Raw genomic sequence first — 17,754 nt, forward strand, 5'->3', positions numbered from 1 at the left:
GGGCTCGCCGGCTCCGCGTGCCCACGGTGCCGGATGAGCGGCACACGGGCTGGTGCATAGGCTGACGGTATGACCCGTCCCGTCGCGCTCAGCCCCGGACAGCGTGTCGCCGCGTGGGACCGGCTCGGGTCGCAGACCTTCGACGTGCTCGTCGTAGGTGGTGGTGTGACCGGCGCCGGCACCGCGCTGGACGCTGCGACCCGAGGGCTCTCGGTGGCGCTCGTCGAGCAGCGGGACTTCGCCTCGGGCACCTCCTCGCGCTCCTCGAAGCTCTTCCACGGCGGGCTGCGCTACCTCGAGCAGATGAACTTCGACCTCGTCCGCGAGGCGCTGCGTGAGCGTGAGCTCATGCTGACCCGGATCGCCCCGCACCTCGTGCGGCCCATCCCGTTCCTCTACCCTCTGACCGGGCGCGGGTGGGAACGTCCTTACGTGACAGCGGGGCTCACGCTCTACGACACAATCGGCGGCGCCCGCTCGACGCCGCGGCACCGGCAGCTGACCCGGACCGGTGCGCTGCGGCTCGCCCCGGCCCTGCGCAAGGAGGCGCTCACCGGCGGGCTGCTCTACTACGACGCGCAGGCGGACGACGCCCGGCACACGCTGACGACGGCCCGGACCGCCGCGGCGTACGGCGCCACGGTCCTCAGCTCGGCACGTGTCGTCGCACTGGCCCACGCCGGGGAGCGCGTCACCGGGGCCGTCGTCGAGGACGTCGAGACCGGTGATCACGTCGAGGTCACCGCGTCCGTCGTCATCAACTGCACGGGCGTGTGGACCGACCGCGTGCAGCGGCTGGCGGGGAGTCGGGGACGCTTCTCGGTGCGGGCCAGCAAGGGCATCCACATCGTCGTGCCACGGGACAGGATCGACTCGAAGACCGGGCTCATCCTGCGCACCGAGAAGTCCGTGCTGTTCGTCATCCCGTGGGGGACGCACTGGATCATCGGCACCACGGACACGGAGTGGCGCCTCGACCTCGCGCACCCGGCGGCGACGCGCGCCGACATCGACTACCTGCTCGGCCGGCTCGGCGCCGTCCTGCGCGAACCGATCACCCACGACGACATCGAGGGCGTCTACGCGGGGCTGCGGCCGCTGCTCGCCGGGCAGGACGAGGACACGACCGAGCTGTCCCGTGAGCACGCCGTGGCGCGCTCCCAGCCGGGGCTCGTCTCGGTCGCGGGCGGGAAGTACACGACCTACCGGGTGATGGCCGCCGACGCCGTCGACGCCGCGCGTGAGGACCTCGGCGCGGACCTGCCCGACAGCGTCACCGACGAGATCCCGCTGCTCGGGGCCGAGGGGTACCCGGCGCTGCTCAACCGTCTCGAGCGCATCGCCGAGCGGGAGCAGCTGCCGGTGTGGCGCGTCACCCACCTCGTCGAGCGCTACGGTACACTCGTCGACCAGGTGCTGCGGTTGGCTGACAGCGACCCGGCGCTGCTGCAGCCGCTGCCCGGTGCCGAGGAGTACCTGCGCGCCGAGATCGCGTACGGCGCGACGCACGAGGGAGCGCTGCACCTGGACGACCTGCTGACCCGGCGGACCAGGATCTCGATCGAGTCGCCGAGCCGGGGCGTCGACTCGGCCCGAGCGTCGGCGCAGCTCGTCGCGCCCATCCTGGGCTGGGATGAGGCGCGGCTCGAGAGCGAGGTCGCGGCATACGTCGCCCGGGTGGCCGCGGAGCGCGAGTCACAGGAGGAGCTGGAGGACTCGGAGGCCAACGCCGAACGGCAGGCTGCACCGGACATCCGGCGGATCCCCCCGAGCATGGCGACGGCGTAGCCTGGCCCGTCGTCGCACCCGAGACCGTGCGCCGGCTCGTGCTGCAGGTCGGCGGGTCGATGCTCAGGCCGGTGGGTTGATGCGCCGGTCGGTGGGTTGATGCGCCGGTCGGTGGGTTGATGCGCCGGTCGGTGGGTTGATGCGCCGGCGGACACGTGACGGGCAGCCCGGGCATCCCTATCATTGGTCTGATGGCCCAGAGTCTGGAGGCTCGGCGATGACGACAGCGGACGATGAGGCTCGGCTGGTGCGGCGCTATCGGTGGCAGGTGGCTCTCGCCGTGGTCTGCGTGATCCTGACGGTTGCGGCAGCGCTGGTTCCGACGTGGATCGAGGAGGTCACCGAGCTCGACCCCGATGCCGGGAGCGGCGAGCTGGAGTGGCTGCTCGCCGTCATCCCCGGAGTACTCAGCCTCGCCATCGGCGCCTTGGCCTACCGCTCCCGGCAACAGCTTGTCCGGCTCCGCGCCGCCCGCGGCTCGGCAGCGGCAGGTTGATGTCGCTGCCGATCCCTCGAGCCTCCCGTTGACGCGTCGGCGGTCGTCACCTGATCATCGACTGGATCTGCTGGCCCGCCCAGCACTTGAGCGAGGTTGCCAGCGTGCGACGTAGCTGGCCTCTGACCAGCAGCACCGTGCGCTCGTGCTCCGGGTCGTCGGTGCAGATGACCAGCTCGCAGCAGGGGTTGAACTCACAGGTGGGCGTGAAGGCGATGGTGACCGGCAGGGACGATCCCGGCGCCAGCGTGGCCGGGAACGGGTTGTTGACCAGCCGGAACTGGGCGCAGCACTGCGTTGTGCCGCAGTGGTGGTCACAGGTGTGGCAGAACGAGCACGGGTCGCCCGGTCGCGGCTTCTCCCGTCCGTCAACGTGCCTGTCCTGATCGCGATCGTGCTCGCCGTGATCGGTGTCGTGATGCTCGTCGTGGTTGTGGTGACCACCACAGCCACACCCGCAGCCGCAGCTGGAACCGCAGCCGCAGTCGCAGTCGCAGCCGGAACTGCAGCCGCAGCCGCAGCCGCAGCCGCAGCCGCAGCCGCAGCCGCAGCCGGAACCGCAGCCGCAGCCTGAGCCGCACCTGGAACTGCAGCCGCAGTCGCACGGCCCACGCGAGCGGAAGGCGACCCGGCAGATGTGCAGCGGGCACTCGCCGACGTTGGCCAGAGTGAGCTCGAGATGGGCGGTCGTGCCGAGGTCGACGAGCCCGAAGTCGGTCGACCCGGTCAGGGCCAGCACGCCGGAGGGCGCGTAGCCCGACACGTCGACCGAGCGATGGCCGCCCGGGTCGTCGCTGTCGATGGTGATCGTGGCGGACTTGGGTCCGTAGCTTCGCGGTTCGAACCGGATCGGCACCTCGATAGCCGTGCCGGGTGCCACGGTCAGGGGGAAGGTGTCGACGTCGGGCACGACGAACTCGACCGACGTCGACGAGATACCGTCAACGATGAGAAGGCAAATACCGGAGTTGGCGATGGTCAGCGGTTCCTCACGGAACGCGCAGACACAGACCGGCCCGAAGCGCCCGCTGTCGGGCAGGAACGTCGTGAGCCGCGGAGACGGGCAGGTTCCGGTCAGCGGGATCGTGGGGTCTGGCTCGGCGCTGTCGGTGATCACGCTCAGTGTCGCCGAGAAGGCGCCACGGGCACTCGGCTGGAACCGGACGGGCAGGTCGGCGGAGTCGCCGGGCGCGATCAGCAGCGGGTATGACGCCACGTCAGGAACCACGAACTCCGCGGCCGAGGACACGATCCGGAACACCCGCAGCGGGCAGGTCCCCGCGTTGTTGAGCACGATGACGCGATCGACGAAGTCGCCCAGGCACACCTCGCCGAAAGCCCCACTGTCCGGTTCGACAAGGACCGGCAGCCCGGTTCCGGCAACCGCCCGAGCCGCGAGGTCGACTACCGGTGCGCCCGGGTCGTTGCTCTCGATCCGGATCGTCGCCACGTCGGAGGCGCCTGCCACGGTTGGGCTGTAGTGGACGGTGAAGTCCACTTCTTCTCCTGGCCCGATCACCAGTGGCGTGCCGGGCATGGCCGAGACCGTGATGGCCGATGACCCCATCAGGCGCTGCACGCTGTCGATGACCAGGTCACCTTCGCCGACGTTGAAGATCTGCAGCGTCAGGTCCGCGGTGCCGCCGAGGCAGACCGTGCCGAAGTCCAGGCCGGTCTGCAGGTTGACGGCGATGACCGGCCAGTCGGCCGTGGCGAACTCGAAGACACCGCGCCCGTAGGTGGCCGCCCGAAGAACCTTGGCATCGCGGGCGAGCACCAGGTCGGTGACCGGTGCGCGCGGGAAGTGGATGTCGTCCAGCACGGTCCAGGTCAGCCCGCCGTCCACCGAGCGGAGCACGCCGATGTCGTTGCCGACGTAGATCGTGGTGGGGGTGTCGCTGCCGTCGAGCTCAAGCGCGCCGTGCGGGATGTCGACCGGTGGGGAGATGTCCTCCCACGCGGTGCCACCCACGGTCGTCCGGAAGACGTGGCCCTGCTGACCTGCGCCGGCACCGTTGAACCCGCCGAGCACCGCGTAGACGACGGTGGGGTCGTTCGGGTCGAAGGCGACCCGTTGGACGTTGCGAGCCGGCAGGTTACGGGTGATGTCGGAGAACACCACACCTGCCGGCGGCCCTACGGTGGCGGCCAGCGCGTTGGTGGAGACGAAGACCTGGCTGCCGACTGCGGCAACCACGTTGGCGCTGCGCGACGGCGCCACCGCAGGACTGACCGTCGTCCCGAAGGTACCGACGATCCGCCACGTGGCCGCGCCGTCCTGGCTCTGCCAGAGGTTCTGGTTGCCGCTGACGTACACCGTGCCGCCGACGCTGGGGTCGGTGGCGATGGGGGCGAGGTAGCAGCCGGCGTCGCTCGTCGTCCCCCACGGCGTGACCTCCCCCCAGGTCACGCCGTCGTCGGTGGATCGCCACACCCGGGTGCACGGGGCGGGGAACCAGAACCCGCTGGTGCAGTAGAGCTGCCCCGCTATCCCGCCGTCGTACACGGCGTCCCAGCCGTCGCCGCCGTTGGTCGCCGACCAGCCGGGCGCCGGCGCGCCGCTGGTGGTCTCGACCTGGTTGTCCTGCAAGGCCCCGACGATGACGGAGGCTCCCGCATCGGGCTTGCTGTCGAGGTTGTAGAACAGCCCGGTCTGCAGGCCGCCACTGTTGAGCGAGGTGAAGTTGACGCCATCGGTGGAGACGAAGATGCCGCCGTCGTTGCCGCAGTAGACCGTCGAGGACCCGCCGGCGCCCGGCGCGAACGCCCAGGCGTGGGTGTCGGCGTGCAGCCCGTTGAGGGCGGTGAAGGTCTGCCCCGAGTCCGTGGAGCGTGCCTGGCCGACCACCCCGAAGTAGAGGATGTCGTTCACGCCGTCGCCGGGCGAGGTCGGGTCGACGGCGAAGTGGAAGCTGTAGCTGCCTTGGGTGTTGCCCGGCATTCCCGTGGCGCTCTGCTGGGTCCACGTACCTCCCTGGTCGGTGCTGACGAAGACCCCGACCGGGTCGGGGGCGCCACCGCCGCCAGCCATCGAGGCGTACAGCACTTGCACGCCGGCCGGGTTGGGCGGCGCAGTCGGCGGGGCGATGGCGACGATGACCTTGCCCATCGACCCGCCACCGAGCGCCGCCGCGACAGCCGGCGTCGCCGCGCTGAGGATCTGCGTCCAGTTCTGGCCGCCGTCGCTCGAGGTGAAGAGTCCCTGACCGGCCTGGCCGGCATACAGGATGCGGCCCGCGAGCGGGGTGGACAGGTCGATGACGAGGGAACGTGCGTCGCCACCGATGCCGACTCCCCTCGTCCAGTTGAGCCCCCCGTCGGTGGATCGGAAGACCCCGCTGGTCGAGGCGAGGTAGACGGTCTGCGAGTCGCCCGGATCGACGACGATCACGTTGATCCACTGGTTGACGAACTGGGCCGCGTTGCCGACGTTGCCCGCCGGATATCCCGAGCCGAGCCGGACACAGCTGTTGCCGCCGTCGGTCGACTTGAACAGGCCGGCCTGAGGCTGTGGGGTCACCCGCTGGCTGGTGCCGATGTAGAGCGTGTCGGTGTCGTTGGGGTCGATGGCGAGTGCCCCTGGCTCACCGATGCCGAGCGCTGCCTGTCGGTCGAACTGCGGCGTCCAGGTGGCGCCACCGTCGATGCTGCGCCAGACACCCCCACCTGCGGTGCCCTGGTAGATGACGTCCGAGTCGTTCGGACTGATCGCGATCGCCGAGACGAGCCCGTTGTCCTCCCGGCCGCCGGAGCTGATCGGGCTCGGGCCGCGCCGCTGCCAGACCACACCGCGGAGGGTCATCGCGCACCATCCTCGTAGGGGCTGTTGTCGCCGGGGTCGGTGGCGGGCAGCGGGCCCTCGTACGTCTCGGGCTCCCGCGTCACCTCACGTTCGGCCTGCTCAGGTTCGGCCTCGTCCGCCTCTTCGCCGCCCGCGGCCTCGCGCCCTCGTCCGGGGTGCACCTCACCGGCTGGGCCGCGAACGGCCCCGGGGATCTGGCGCCACTGCTCCAAGGCATTCTCGTACGCCGCGGGTGTGGGCGGCGCCCCTCCGCCCAGGCGGCGTTGCACGTACTCGCGGTGGATCCTCACCGGGTCGGCATCGGGATTGCGTCCGAGCTCCGGTGGGCCGCCGAACGAGCCCTGACCTCCGGAGTCGCCGTTGCCCTCGTCCGCGGTCTTCTTCGGACTGGACTTGCGGGTGCGGCGGGACGGCGTTCGCTTCTCAGGCATCGGACAGGCCTCCTTCACCCCAAGACAAAAGCGTGTTCCTCTCGGGCCGAGTGGTCAAGGGGTCGCGGCCGATCGCGCCACGACGTCGCGAAGCAGCCCGCGGCGCGAAGAGCACGACAGTGCTCGGTAGCGTGGCGTCGGTGGCGACCCGCGACGAGGACCGAGCGGCAGCGCGGATGGAGCGCGCCGCCGGCCCGCTGTCCGCGCAGTACCGGCTGGTCACCATCGCGGTCCTCGCCCTCATCACGATCATCGCCTTCGAGGCGATGGCGATCTCGACCGCGATGCCCGTCGTCGCGGCCGACCTCGACGCGGTCAAGTCGTACGGGCTCGCCTTCTCGATCATGCTGACCGCCGAGCTGCTCGGGACGGTGCTGTCCGGGCTGTGGTCCGACCGGCGGGGACCCTTCCAGGTGCTCGTCGTGGGGCAGCTCCTCTTCGCGATCGGGTGCGTCGTCGCGGGGCTCGCCGGGTCGTTCGGGGCGCTGCTCGCCGGTCGTGCGGTGGCGGGCCTCGGGGCCGGGCTCAACATCGTCGCCCTGTATGTCGTCGCGGGGCGGGTCTATCCGGCGTCGGTGCGGCCACGCGTCTTCAGCTGGACCTCGGCGGCGTGGGTGCTGCCCTCGCTCGTCGGGCCGCCGATCGCCGGGTGGCTCACCACGACGTTCTCGTGGCGATGGGTCTTCCTCGTCGTTCTCGTCCCGATCACGGCGACCTTCGTCATCGTGCTGCAGCAGCGCACCGCCCTCGACGGGGCGCTCCCCCAGGAGTCGCCGGCGCCGGCAGACCTCGCGGCCGAGCGCCGGGTCGCCTGGCTCGGCCTGGCCATCGCCCTGGCCGCAGGGCTGCTGCAGGTCGGCGCCGAGCGGCTCGTCCCGTTCAGCCCGGCGATGCTGATCGCCACGCTCGTCGGACTCGTCGGGGTGGCGATCGTCTACCCGCGACTCTCGCCACGCGGGACCCTGCGGATGCGACGAGGGCTTCCCTCGACGATGCTCAGCCGGCTGCTGCTCAGCGCGACGTTCAACGGGGCGGTGGCGTTCGTTCCGCTCATGCTCGTGGCCGAGCGCGGCCTGACCCCAACCCTTGCCGGGGCGGTGCTCACGGTCGGGGCGCTCGGTTGGTCGCTCGGCTCCTGGGTACAGGGCAACGAGGCGTTCGCCGAGGCCAAGCCGCAGCTCGTGACGGTCGGTGGCGCCTGCCTGGCCGCCGGGATCGCCCTGCTCGCGATCGTGGCGGCGTCCGACCTGCACTGGCTGGTACTCGCGGTCGGCTCGGTGCTGATGGGCCTCGCGATGGGGCTCGCGACGTCGTCGACGTCCGTGCTGACACTCGCCCTGAGCCCCACCGAGGAGCACGGGCGGGCCAGCTCGTCGCTCAACCTCTCGGACGTGCTCGGGGCGGTGCTCGGCATCTCGCTGTCGGGTGCCGTCTTCGCCGCGCTGCACGACCCGCACGGCTCGGACGTCGACGTGTTCGTTCTCATGTGGGCGCTCCTCGCCGCGATCGCGAGCCTCGTCATCGCCTCGGGGCGCCGGACGGGCAGCTGACCCGGTCAAGGCTGGGCTGCTCTGCCCTGCTGCTCAGCCCTGCTGCTGAGCCACGATGTCGACCATCCAGCTGACGCCGAAGCGGTCCTGCAGCGCGCCGTACTCGTCGCCCCACATCTGCTTCTCCAGGGGCATCGAGATCGTGCCGCCCTCGGACAGCTTCTGCCAGTAGCCGCGCAGCTCGTCGCCGTCGTCGCCGCTCAGGCTGATCATGATGGTGTCGCCCACGGTGCGGGACATCCCAGGCGGCGTGTCGGACGCCATCAGGGCGAAGCCGCTCGGCGTCTCGAGGAATGCGTGCATGACGCCGTCGGCGCCGGGCGCGTCCTTGTCGCCGAACTCGCCGAAGGTCGAGATCGTCAGGTCTCCCCCGAAGACGCCCTGGTAGAACTCCATCGCCTCTCGTGCGTTGTCGCCGAAGCTGATGTAGGGGTTGAGCCGTGATGACATGGTCGTCCTCCTTGGTCCAAGAAGATGCGTCCACCGAGCGTACGCCTGGCCCGTGCTCACCCACCGTTGGTGACCTTCCCACAGCCGGCGGGGCCTGCCAGACTGGTGGCGAGGTGAGCGGACATGGTGGGCTACATCGTCAGCATTCTGGTGCTCGTCGTGGCCTTCGAGCTGTTCGCCCGCGTGCCGGTGTGGGTCGCCGGCCGGCCTCCCTGGCCGGGTAGGGCGCGGGGGCACGGCGTCCGCACGCGTGCAACGCGGCGTCGCTCCCATGTCGACGTCCGCGGTGCGGACGTGCACCTGCTCAGCCTCGAGCTGTCCCGCCTCGCCGCCCTGGTGCAGGCAGCCCACGGAACACGCCAGCCCGGCGCGCATCTGCGGGTGGAGGCCAGCCTCCTGGCGTATGACGACGTGCTCTTGGAGTGCTGCCGTCGTCTCGACCTGCCCACCCCGTGTTCCCGCGGACCACTGTCGAACGCTCGCCGGCTCGACCTCGAGATGACTCTGACGGACCAGGGCGTCCGCTGGTAGCGCCCGGTCGCGCGCAGCCGCCGGCCTATCGGTCGCGGGCGCCGAGCGGCGACTGGGGGCGGTCGTCGTCGGTCGGGCCGAGCCCGCCCTGGCACGCTGGGCAGTAGAAGACGGCCCGGTCGTGCAGGCCGGCACCGAGCGGGGCCATCCGGACCGGGACGCCGCATCGTCGGCAGGGCCGTCCACTGCGCCCGTGCACGTACAGCGACTCGCCCCGACGCCGGAACCCGGTCGAGGACGGCACATCGTGACGACGTGACTGGTCGAGCAGGGCGTGCGCCCGCAGGACGACCCGGACGAGGATGTCCTCAGCGAGCCCGGAAGCCTCTGCCCAGGGGTTGACTCGCTCGGCGAAGAGCGTCTCGGCCATCCAGATCGTGCCGAGCCCGGCGAGGTTGCGCTGGTCGAGGAGCGCCTCCGCAAGGGTGACCGGACGGGCACGCAGGTTGGCGACGCACCGCGCCGTGCTCGCCTCGTCCCAGCCCGGGTCGAGCAGATCGGGACCGAGGTGCCCGACGAGGCCCGACTCGCGCACCGTCGGCACGAGGTCGAGCTCGCCGAGTCGCAGACCGAGCGCGGTCCAGGCCGACGTTGCGACGAGCGCTCGCAGGTCAGGCAGGTGGCGCCATCCCGGCTTGAGGGTCGCGGTGGCCTCGATCCGCCACCGACCCTCCATGCGCAGATGCGAGTGGAGCGTCAGCCCACCCTCGATGCGGTGCAGCAGGTGCTTGCCTCGGCTCACGACCTCGAGGGTGTCGCGGTCGCGCAGGTCCGCCGTCGCCAGGTCGGGCCAGCGCAGGTCGGACGCGACGATCGGCCGCCCGGCCAGCGCCGTGTCGAGCCGCTGCGCGGTCCGCCACACGGTGTCTCCCTCGGGCACCGTCCCTCCTTCCCCCGTCGCGGGCGCGTGCCTCCCGCGCCTCCGATGTTCCCAGAATGCACTGAGGCGACGCCCCCGCCACGCGCCGGACAGTCGAGCGCAGGGCCATGCTCGGCGGCATACGGGAAGCGAGCGTGGGGTATCGCTGGCCGCCCTGCTGTCCGAGATCGCCGAATGGTGTTGGCTGACGCCCCTGCTCGTCGAGAGGTCTGGCTCGTCGCACTCGGTGCGGGACGCACTGGCGAGCCGGGCAATACACGTCATGCCGTCGTGGTCTCCGCCGACGAGCTGAGCAGCGGCGTCCCGGAAGAACTGATCGTCGTCGTTCCCCTGTCAAGCTCGTTGGCCCCGTCGCCGCTCCGAGTCGACATAGCGACTGGCGCCGGTGGCGATCAGCCGAGCCGGGCCGTCTGCAGGGCGATCCGCGCCGTCAGCTGCTCGCGGTTCGTGCGCCGGATCGGAAGCATCGACCAGGCGAGCACGGAACAGATCGAGGTGGCGCTCGCGCTGATCCTCGGGCTGGACCGCAGGCCGGGGGTCGGATCGGGATCGTGCTCTGGGACATCGGCCCGCAGGCACGCCACGCATCACCCGCTACAACCAGGCATCGCGGATGCACGCGTGCAGAGCTGCACACGCGTAGAGCTGCACGGTCACCGACGCAGACGCAGCCCGCGCGGCGTCATGTGGAAGCCAGCCTGCGAAAGCGCCTGCACGAGAGGATGATCCGAGCGCAGGACCGAGGCGCCATCAGCCTTCTCGACGGTGAGCCGCCCGAGTGCCCCCTCCCGCACCGAGAGCGCGAGCGCATCCGTCGCCGCCTGCAGCTCACTCGGGTCGTCCGACCAGCACAGCATCGTGCGCCCGCCACGCTCGACGTACAGCACGAGCGCGCCGTCGACGAGCACGACGAGTGCCCCGGCCTTGCGTGCGGGCTGGTGGCCTTTGCGCCTGCCACCCTCGTCGCCGCCCCCCTCGTCGGCTGCGTCGGCGACCGGACGCTCGGGCCAGGGAAGTGCCGCGCCGTAAGGGTTCACGGGGTCGTGCGCAGCCAGCACGAGCGCAGGAGAGTGCTTTGGTATGCCGCCCACCTCGCTCCCTGTGGGAGGCACCGTCCCCAGGTCGCCCGGGTCAGCCGCGCTGCCGAACGCCGGTGCGCGGGACTGCCGCGAGTCGTCCGGCAGCCGTACCAGGGATCGGAGCCGGTCGACGGCACCCGGTGCCGCGAACTGGGACGCGCCCAGGGACTCGACGAAGTAGCCTCGCCGCACCGTGCCGGCCTCCTCGGCTGCCGCCAGCACCCGATAGATGGCGGCGAACCCGCCGGGCACGTCCTCGGCCGTTACCGAGCCTCGCGTCAGCACCCCGTAGCGGTCGAGGAGCAGCTCGGCACTGGTCACTGCGCGCAGGGTGGGATCGGTCTCGGCCGCAGGAAGCGCTGACCATCGGCCCACGCCCGTCGCCGGGATGGACCCTGTAGCGGCCCGGTCGGCACGGCGACTCGCCGCGCGCGCATTCTGCTCCGCGGCCGCGATGTCGGCGGCGCCGACGAGACGTCCCTCGGGAGCGCCACGACGAGTCACCGCACTCGACCCACCGGCTCCGCTCAGGCCCGCCCGCAGGGAGCCGAAGCGGCCGAGCGACCGGCGCTGAGCGGCATACCGTGTGGTGCGGGGGCCGGCGGAGGCGCGCTTGTGCGCGGTGCGCCCACCGGTCAGGAGCGCCCGCAGTGGCGCGATCGTGTCACCGGTGAGGTGGCCGGACCAGACGAGTGACCAGAGCGCGTCGAGCAGCTCGGCGTCGTCGAGGTCGAGACGGTCGGCCAGTGCACGGAAGAACCACGCTCCCCCGCCGGACAGCTCGGCGAGCACGGCCTGCTCGGTGCCGGTCAGCGCGCGGTCGTCGGGTGGCGGCAGGGTCAGGTGGGCCGTCTCGGTCAGGTGCAGGCTGACCCAGCCGTCATCGCCCGGAAGTGAGCCGTGCCCGCGCCAGGTCACCTCGCCCGCGCTGGTCAGCTCATCGAGCAGACCCGGGCGGTAATCGGCCGCCCGGGCTGGCAGCACCAAGGTCTCGAGGGCGCTGGCGGGCAGCACGGCTCCGGTGAGCTGTTCGACGGCGCGGAGCAGACCCTCGCGACCGCGCAACCCGCCACCGACGCCCTGCCACTGGGGCAGGAACCGGGCGAGGTCGCGTTGCGTGACCGGCTCGACCTCGTGCCGGAGGGCGGCGAGGGAGCGGCGCCGCAGCAGCCGCAGCACCTCCGCGTCGCAGAACTCCGGGCCGCGTCCGCCGCCGTTCTCGACCGGGAGCAGCTCGCCCTCGACGACCCGGCCCGCAGAGACCAGCCGTCGCAGGGCGTCGTGGACCACTGCGGGCCCGACTCCCCACCACCGCGCGGCCGTCATTGGTGTGAAAGGCTCGTGGGTGCGGGCGAAGCGGGCCACGAGGTCGCCGAGCGGGTCTGGCACGGGCTCGAGGAACGCGTGCGGGATGCCGACGGGCAGCGCCGTGCCGAGCGCGTCGCGCAACCGTCCGGCGTCCTCGATCGCAGCCCACCGGTCCTCGCCCGCCACCCGGACGACGATGACGCGGCGGGTCTCCTCCAGGGCGCGCAGCGCGGTCTCGACGGCCTGCGGGTCGAAGCCTTCGACCACCCGCGCGAGGATGTCGGTCATGGACAGTGGGCCGAGCACTCGGAGCAGGTCGGCGAGGTCCTCGCCGTCACGGGCGGCCCGCTCCGGCGTGAGGCGCTGCAGCTCCGCCTCGGTGCGGGCCACCTCCTGCGGGTCGAGCAGGTCGCGCAGCGCGAGCGCCTCGCCCTGGCCGAGCAGCTCGGACAGCAGGGACGGGTCGAGGGCCAGCGCTGCGGCGCGCCGCTCGGCCAGCGGTGAGTCGCCCTCGTAGAGGTACTGGGCGACATACCCGAAGACGAGCGACTTGGCGAAGGGGCTCGGCTCGGCCGACTCGACGTCGACGACGGTGACGGCGCGGGAGCGGATGTCGCCCATGAGCCCGACGAGGCTCGGCACGTCGAAGACGTCCTGGAGGCACTCGCGGACGGTCTCGAGGACGATCGGGAAGCTCGGGTACTGGCTCGCGACCTGGAGCAGCTGGGCTGCGCGCTGGCGCTGCTGCCAGAGCGGCTGGCGGCGGTCGGGCCGACGGCGCGGCAGCAGCAGCGCCCGGGCCGCGCACTCCCGGAACCGCGCTGCGAACAGGGCCGATCCGCCGATCTCCGCGGTGACGAGCTCCTGGACCTCCTCGGGGTCAAGGGTGACGAGCTCGACGAGCTGCCGCCCGATGGCACCGCTCGACCGGACACCCTGAGCACCGTCGGGGGCGCCACGGGAGGCGCCACCGGACGTGCCATCGGCGCCATCGGCGCCGCCGCCACCACCGGGCCCGTCATCGTCGAGCTCGAGGTCGGGCAGCCGGAAGACGATGCCGTCGTCGCCGTGCATGGCCTGCACGTCGACGCCGAACCGTTCCCGCATCCGGGCCGCGACGCACAGCGCCCACGGCGCGTGCACCTGGCTGCCGAACGGTGAGAGCACCGCGACCCGCCAGTCTCCGATCTCGTCGCGGAACCGCTCGACGACGATGGTCCGGTCGTCGGGGACGTGCCGGGTCGCCTCGCGCTGCTCGTCGACGTAGGCGAGCAGGTTGTCGGCGGCCCAGTCGTCGAGGCCCGCGGCCTCGATGCGCCCGCGTGCTGCCTCGTCGCCGAGCCCGACGACCTCGCGCACGAACGCGCCCACCGCCCGACCGAGCTCGGCGGGCCGGCCCGCGGCGTCGCCCTTCCAGAACGGCAGCCTGCCCGGCTTGCCGGGTGCCGGAGTGACGAGAACACGGTCGTGGGTGATGTCCTCGATGCGCCAGCTGGACGTGCCGAGGGTGAAGACGTCACCGACGCGCGACTCGTAGACCATCTCCTCGTCGAGCTCGCCGACCCGGCGCCCCGGGCCCTGCCCCGAGGCGAGGAAGACGGCATACAGGCCACGATCTGGGATCGTGCCGCCGCTCGTCACGGCGAGCCGCTGCGCCCCGCGCCGGCCCGTGATCGTGTCGGTGACCCGGTCCCACACGATCCGCGGTCGCAGCTCGGCGAACTCGTCGCTGGGGTACTTGCCGGCCAGCATGTCGAGGGTCGCCTCGAGGACCGAGCGCGGCAGCCCGGCGAAGCTCGCGGTTTGCCGGACAATCGTCTCGATCGCGTCGAGGCTCCAGTCGTCGAGGGCGCACATCGCGACGACCTGCTGGGCGAGGACGTCGAGCGGGTTGGCGGGTACGTGGAGCGCCTCGATGCCGCCGGCGCGCATCCGCTCGACGACGACGGCCGTCTGGACGAGGTCGCCCCGGAACTTCGGGAAGAGCACACCTCGGCTCACCGCGCCGACCTGGTGCCCCGCCCGACCGACCCGCTGCAGCCCGCTCGCGACGGACGGCGGGCTCTCGACCTGGATGACGAGGTCGACTGCACCCATGTCGATGCCGAGCTCGAGGCTGCTGGTCGCTACGACGGCGGGCAGCCGCCCGGCCTTGAGGTCCTCCTCGATCGCCGCGCGCTGCTCCTTGCTGACCGACCCGTGGTGGGCCCGGGCGAGCACGCCCGGTGCGCCCCGGCTGGCGCCCGACTGCGCCATGACCTGGGCGGGCGGCTTCATCGATGCGGTGCGCCGGCTCTCGAGGGGTCCGAGCCCGGGGAGGACCACCCGGGCATTGCGGACCCCGTCCGGCGCCTCACCGGGCTCGCCCGCATCGCCTGAGCCGGCCGCTTCCTCCGAACCGCCCGCATTGTCTGAGCCATCCCCGATCCCCGACGCGGCCCGTTCACCACCCGCACCCGTTGGGTCAGCGTCATACTGGCGTTCCTCCCAGATCTCGTTGAGCCGGGCGGTGAGCCGCTCCGCGAGGCGGCGCGAGTTGGCGAACACGAGTGTGGAGCGGTGCTCGGCGACGAGATCGACGATGCGCTCCTCGACGTGCGGCCAGATGCTCGCTCGGGGCAGCGCGCCGGTGGCCGGCCCGGACAGGTCGGGCATCCCCGGCTCGATCTCCGCCACCGACGAGCCGAGCTCGGCCAGGTCGGGGACGGGCACGACGACGCGCAGGTCCCACTGCTTGCTCGACTCGGGCTGGACGATCTCGACCGGCCGTCCACCGGCGAGGAAGCGGGCGACCTCCTCGACAGGCCGGACCGTGGCGGACAGGCCCACCCGCTGGGCAGGCTTGCTCAGCAGGCCGTCCAGCCGCTCCAGTGACAACGCCAGATGGGCACCGCGCTTGGTCCCCGCGACCGCGTGGACCTCGTCGACGATGACCGTCTCGATGCCCCGCAACGCCTCACGGACCGACGAGGTGAGCATGAGGAACAGCGACTCGGGCGTCGTGATGAGGATGTCGCTCGGCGACCGCGCGAAGGCCCGCCGCTCGTTCGCGGGAGTGTCACCCGATCGGACCGAGACCTCGATGTCGGGGACCGGCAGCCCGAGCCGGGTCGCGGCGTGGCCGATGCCGACGAGCGGCCCCCGCAGGTTACGTTCGACATCCACGCCCAGCGCCTTCATCGGCGAGATGTAGAGGACCCGGCAACGCGCCATCCGGTCGTCAGGCACCGGCTCGGACGCCATCCGGTCGATCGCCCACAGGAACGCCGAGAGCGTCTTGCCGGAGCCGGTCGGAGCGACGACGAGGCAGTGGCGCCTGGACGAGATCGCCTCCCAGGCCCCGGCCTGAGCGCTCGTGGGCGCGAGGAAGCTGCTCCGGAACCACGCCTGCGTAGCCTCGGAGAACAAGTCCAGCACGTCACCCACCTGACCAGCCTGCCACCCGCCACCGACACGCCGGAACGCTGCTCCGGCCGTCGGGTGTCAGTCGGCCGGATCGGCCCAGCCGGTCCAACCTGCCCAGTCGGTCCACGAGCGCCGTCATCGAGGGTCTCGGATCGGTCGGCCGCTTGGCACGTCACGGTGCTCGAGCGCGCCTCGGTCCCAGGTCATCTGCTCGCTGGCAGAGGACCACGCCGAAGCACGCCAAGCGTTCATCGAGGGACGACAGCCCGTGTTCACAGGACGCTGAGGCATGCTTCGCGCCCCGCTCCTGGGTGGGGCGGGGTGCGGGGCAGACCCGCTATCGCTGCCAGGTGACCGAGCCGGCGGTGACGGTCGCGGTCAGGCCGTGCCGGTGCACGTGCGTGTGGTGGCGCCGGCACAACAGCGTCGTGTTCAACAAGGAGGTGACCCCGCCCAGGTACCAGGGTGTCACGTGGTGCGCGTCGGTCCACGCCGCCGGGATGGTGCAGCCCGGGAAGGAACAGCCGCCGTCGCGCTGGGTCAACGCCAGGCGCAGCCCGGGCCCGACCAGCCGCTCGTGCCGGCCCACATCCAGCGGCTCCCCGTGCCGGCCCAGCACCATCGGGATCACCTGCGCGTCACACGCGAGGCGCCGGATGCTCGCCGCGGACAGCACGTCCCCGGTGCCGGCCCAGCCGGCCCCCACGACCCGCCCGAGCAGCGTGTCGAAGTCGATCATCACCACGACCTTGGCCTTGTCGGTCACCCGCACCCCGTCCGCGGCCGCCACCCCACGCCCGATCACCTCGAGCAGCCCGTCCGCGCGGCGCTTGGCGGGGGAGCGAGGATCCGGCGCGATGGTGTGCCCGTGCTCGTCCCGCTCCGGGCACGGTCGGGACAGCGGGTCGACCGCGGCCTTGACGATCGCGGCGGCCTCCGGGTCGAGCACGCCGCGCATCGGCACCATCCCGGTCGCGGTCGGCGCACCGAACCACAACCCGCGCGCGGACTCACGAGCCTTGTCCAGCCGCTCCGGGTCGATGTCATCCGGTGGGGTGACCTGCTCGGTGTGCAGGCGCACCAACCCGGCCAGCTCCCGCTCACCCAACCGGGGAGCCTGCTCGAGCAGGTCGGCCACCGCGGCCGCGACCTGACCCGGATCCGCGACCCGGGACGCATCGATCTGGAACTGCACGATCCGCGCAGCCGCCGCGACCGTCACCTGCCGCATGCTCACCCGGGCCGCCAACTCGGCCCAGCGCGGCTCGGAGACCGCGGCCGCGACCGTCAGGATGGCCTTGGCGGCCCCCGCGGTCAACGTCGGGTCCAGGCAGCGCAGCCAGTCGCTGCCGGACAGGCCGTCCGGGAACCCACTGCCGCGCGCGAGCAGCTCCCCGAGCGCGTTGACCAACACCACATCCAGCTCGCCACGTGCCGCGCAGACCTGCTCGACCGCCGCGGTCAGCGCCGCCGGCGAATGCCCCACCAGCGACATCCCCACCAGCGCCTCGACCCGCACCGCCTCACCCAGCTCGCTGACCCCCGCACCGAACTCCTCCGCGCCCAGCTCCTCCTCGTCCGCGCGGCGCGCCGCCTCGGCCCGCGCCGCGGCCAGGAACGCCTCGTCCTGCACCGGCATCGCCCCCTCGCCGGCCCAGCCCACCTGCAGCGGGTGCGTCACCACCGGCCCAGCAGGGTCCACATCCGCCCACACCCCACGGCCCACCGGCCGCGCCGATGCCCGCGCACGCGGCGCGCGGCCACCACCCGCACGGCCACCACCAGCCGAGCCGCGAGCGCCCCGGCCACCATGGTCTGCGGCGCGAGCGCCACGGCCAGCGCCACCGCTGCCCCCACCATCGCGCTCCGTCCCGGCCCCTGGACAGGCACCGTCGCCCGGCTCGCGCAGTGCCTTCCAGAACGCCCGCGCGGCGCCCTGCTGGTCCCGCTCGTGCCGCTCCTGCACCTGCGACATCCGCTGCCGCAGCCGCTCGACGAGCGCCGCATCGGGAACCATGACCAGCACCTGCCTCT

At 72.2% G+C, this 17,754-nt stretch carries 11 protein-coding genes; 5 read left to right on the forward strand and 6 right to left on the reverse strand.

From position 1 onward, the window contains the following. The first annotated feature begins 69 nt into the window (after positions 1-69). Together L0H79_RS06405 and L0H79_RS06410 are read left to right on the forward strand one after the other, a co-directional pair. Complete coding sequence (locus tag L0H79_RS06405; protein ID WP_301483746.1) at positions 70-1,788, forward strand: glycerol-3-phosphate dehydrogenase/oxidase; 1,719 nt, start codon at positions 70-72, stop codon at positions 1,786-1,788. Between the two features lie 217 nt (positions 1,789-2,005). Continuing rightward, positions 2,006-2,284 carry a hypothetical protein gene (locus tag L0H79_RS06410; protein WP_301483747.1) on the forward strand — a complete coding sequence of 93 codons (279 nt, stop codon included), beginning with the start codon at positions 2,006-2,008 and terminating at the stop codon, positions 2,282-2,284. A gap of 46 nt (positions 2,285-2,330) precedes the next feature. Here L0H79_RS06410 and L0H79_RS06415 read toward each other — a convergent pair whose 3' ends face one another. Both L0H79_RS06415 and L0H79_RS06420 read right to left on the reverse strand, forming a co-directional pair. After that, entirely contained in the window at positions 2,331-6,086 is a 3,756-nt protein-coding gene (locus L0H79_RS06415; protein ID WP_301483748.1) for a choice-of-anchor D domain-containing protein, read from the reverse strand. Continuing rightward, positions 6,083-6,517: a hypothetical protein gene (locus L0H79_RS06420; protein ID WP_301483749.1), complete on the reverse strand. Its 435-nt coding sequence runs from the start codon at positions 6,515-6,517 to the stop codon at positions 6,083-6,085. Before L0H79_RS06420 ends, L0H79_RS06415 begins: the two co-directional genes overlap by 4 nt. Positions 6,518-6,657: 140 nt before the next feature. On the opposite strand from L0H79_RS06420, the gene L0H79_RS06425 reads away from it, so the two are divergent. Continuing rightward, complete coding sequence (locus tag L0H79_RS06425; protein WP_301483750.1) at positions 6,658-8,067, forward strand: MFS transporter; 1,410 nt, start codon at positions 6,658-6,660, stop codon at positions 8,065-8,067. A 33-nt stretch (positions 8,068-8,100) separates the two neighbouring features. On the opposite strand, the gene L0H79_RS06430 is transcribed toward L0H79_RS06425, so the two are convergent. Continuing rightward, positions 8,101-8,517, reverse strand: coding sequence for a VOC family protein (locus L0H79_RS06430; RefSeq protein ID WP_301483751.1), 417 nt, complete (start codon positions 8,515-8,517; stop codon positions 8,101-8,103). A gap of 123 nt (positions 8,518-8,640) precedes the next feature. On the opposite strand from L0H79_RS06430, the gene L0H79_RS06435 reads away from it, so the two are divergent. Beyond that, positions 8,641-9,048, forward strand: a complete 408-nt coding sequence (locus tag L0H79_RS06435) for a hypothetical protein (protein ID WP_301483752.1) — start codon at positions 8,641-8,643, stop codon at positions 9,046-9,048. 25 nt (positions 9,049-9,073) lie between these two features. On the opposite strand, the gene L0H79_RS06440 is transcribed toward L0H79_RS06435, so the two are convergent. Continuing rightward, on the reverse strand, positions 9,074-9,928 hold the full coding sequence (locus L0H79_RS06440) for a DNA-formamidopyrimidine glycosylase family protein (RefSeq protein WP_301483753.1): 855 nt from the start codon (positions 9,926-9,928) through the stop codon (positions 9,074-9,076). A gap of 174 nt (positions 9,929-10,102) precedes the next feature. Here L0H79_RS06440 and L0H79_RS22170 point away from each other — a divergent pair, with 174 nt between their 5' ends. Then, positions 10,103-10,654, forward strand: a complete 552-nt coding sequence (locus L0H79_RS22170; RefSeq protein ID WP_367652438.1) for a type II toxin-antitoxin system PemK/MazF family toxin — start codon at positions 10,103-10,105, stop codon at positions 10,652-10,654. Here the strand turns inward: L0H79_RS22170 and L0H79_RS06450 are convergent. Next, on the reverse strand, positions 10,582-15,741 hold the full coding sequence (locus L0H79_RS06450; RefSeq protein WP_301483755.1) for a DEAD/DEAH box helicase: 5,160 nt from the start codon (positions 15,739-15,741) through the stop codon (positions 10,582-10,584). The two genes, L0H79_RS22170 and L0H79_RS06450, sit on opposite strands and share 73 nt — an antisense overlap. A 316-nt stretch (positions 15,742-16,057) precedes the next feature. Next, positions 16,058-17,754 (reverse strand): DUF222 domain-containing protein (locus tag L0H79_RS06455; RefSeq protein WP_367652439.1); only part of this gene is annotated, 1,697 nt, incomplete at its 5' end.

The sequence above is a fragment of the Intrasporangium sp. genome (assembly GCF_030452765.1).
Taxonomy (GTDB): Bacteria; Actinomycetota; Actinomycetes; order Actinomycetales; family Dermatophilaceae; genus Intrasporangium_A.

Excerpts from the sequence above, each read along its gene's own strand:
- L0H79_RS06420 (WP_301483749.1), bottom strand. The coding sequence starts at position 6,517 with ATGCCTGAGAAGCGAACGCCGTCCCGCCGCACCCGCAAGTCCAGTCCG.
- L0H79_RS06415 (WP_301483748.1), bottom strand. The coding sequence starts at position 6,086 with ATGACCCTCCGCGGTGTGGTCTGGCAGCGGCGCGGCCCGAGCCCGATC.
- L0H79_RS06405 (WP_301483746.1), top strand. The coding sequence starts at position 70 with ATGACCCGTCCCGTCGCGCTCAGCCCCGGACAGCGTGTCGCCGCGTGG.
- L0H79_RS06435 (WP_301483752.1), top strand. The coding sequence starts at position 8,641 with ATGGTGGGCTACATCGTCAGCATTCTGGTGCTCGTCGTGGCCTTCGAG.
- L0H79_RS22170 (WP_367652438.1), top strand. The coding sequence starts at position 10,103 with ATGGTGTTGGCTGACGCCCCTGCTCGTCGAGAGGTCTGGCTCGTCGCA.
- L0H79_RS06410 (WP_301483747.1), top strand. The coding sequence starts at position 2,006 with ATGACGACAGCGGACGATGAGGCTCGGCTGGTGCGGCGCTATCGGTGG.
- L0H79_RS06430 (WP_301483751.1), bottom strand. The coding sequence starts at position 8,517 with ATGTCATCACGGCTCAACCCCTACATCAGCTTCGGCGACAACGCACGA.